Annotated in this window: 1 protein-coding gene and 1 pseudogene; both read right to left on the bottom strand. The window is 40.6% G+C overall.

The annotated features are described in order from the left end of the window. Window positions 1-50: 50 nt before the first annotated feature. On the bottom strand, window positions 51-401 hold the full coding sequence (locus tag H6A34_RS14430) for a hypothetical protein (protein WP_205106083.1): 351 nt from the start codon (window positions 399-401) through the stop codon (window positions 51-53). Between the two features lie 228 nt (window positions 402-629). Next, window positions 630-1,121, bottom strand: a pseudogene (locus H6A34_RS14435) (hypothetical protein); the annotation flags it as partial.

The following is a 1,121-nucleotide window of genomic DNA, read 5'->3' on the forward strand; positions in this document are numbered from 1 at the left end:
TGATTTTCTTCTGCAACCGTAATTCCTGTAAAGACTTGAATATCCCATAATCAGACTGCCTGTTTCCTTAGCCATTGCCTTACCCTCGTTTCATAATCCTCACAATATTCCACGTTTTCGTCTATAACAGAAATCAAGTTGTCAAGATAAACGTTTTTTATTGTAATTCTGTTTTTGAGATTTTCGTCAGGAGTAAGGGTAACTGTGAACGTATCGGAACCTTCATCATACTCGACTTTTACATACCCCATCATCTTGAAGCCCTGTACATGAAACTCCGTACCATTACTTAAAGTCCTTACCGAAGCAAAGCATATTCCCCAGCTTAAAGGGATTACACTGTGCTGGAATATTCGCCAAATGTATCTTGCCATTGAGGTGCTGTTTTCTGTCGTTTCCATAATCTTTGTTGTATTGATTTTTATTGTTTTGAATTTGATGTTTTGTTGATTAAGATTACACTGAAAACCATCCGAATTATAAAAGACCGTCAATCTGCTTGTAAAAGACCATGTTTTGCTTTCCAATAGGCCATGTTTTAGAGCCTCGTTAACCGCCTTTTGTATCGTTGGCTGGTTTTTCATGTTAATTGGTTGGTATTCAGCGACATAAGAGAGTGTGGTGTTCAGTTAAGCAACATCCCCGTTCCTTTCGTAATAGAGTTCCGTAGCCGCATCGTCACATATCATCGCGAAGTCGTCAAGTCCAAGCAAGGGGTATTCTTCATGATAAAATGAATGCAGGTCGGCAGGTGTCAATGTAGGGTCTGAAATAAGCGAATCCCTTACCAGTTCATACATTTCCTCGTACTGTTCCCACCAAACCAACTGGCAGTCATAACCCTTCATCCGTCCCGGTTCATGTGGATATACTTTGGTGCAGATTGTGATTATATGCTCAATGAAGTCTAAACATTTCATCAGGTCGTTCTTGTCGGTGAACTCATTGTCGGTGTGTGGCTCGTAATAACCGCAGCTTATGTTGATGCAGGAAACATTTAATCCGTTCTCCTTCAGTTGTTCCACGTCGGTCATCATTCCTTCTGTCGGTGTATAGCCAAACTTTTCAGGCGTTATGTCCTTTATGAAATCGTCCGAGCAAATGTCCATGAATCCAATTTG

Source organism: Marseilla massiliensis (assembly GCF_016899855.1).
Lineage (GTDB): Bacteria > Bacteroidota > Bacteroidia > Bacteroidales > Bacteroidaceae > Prevotella.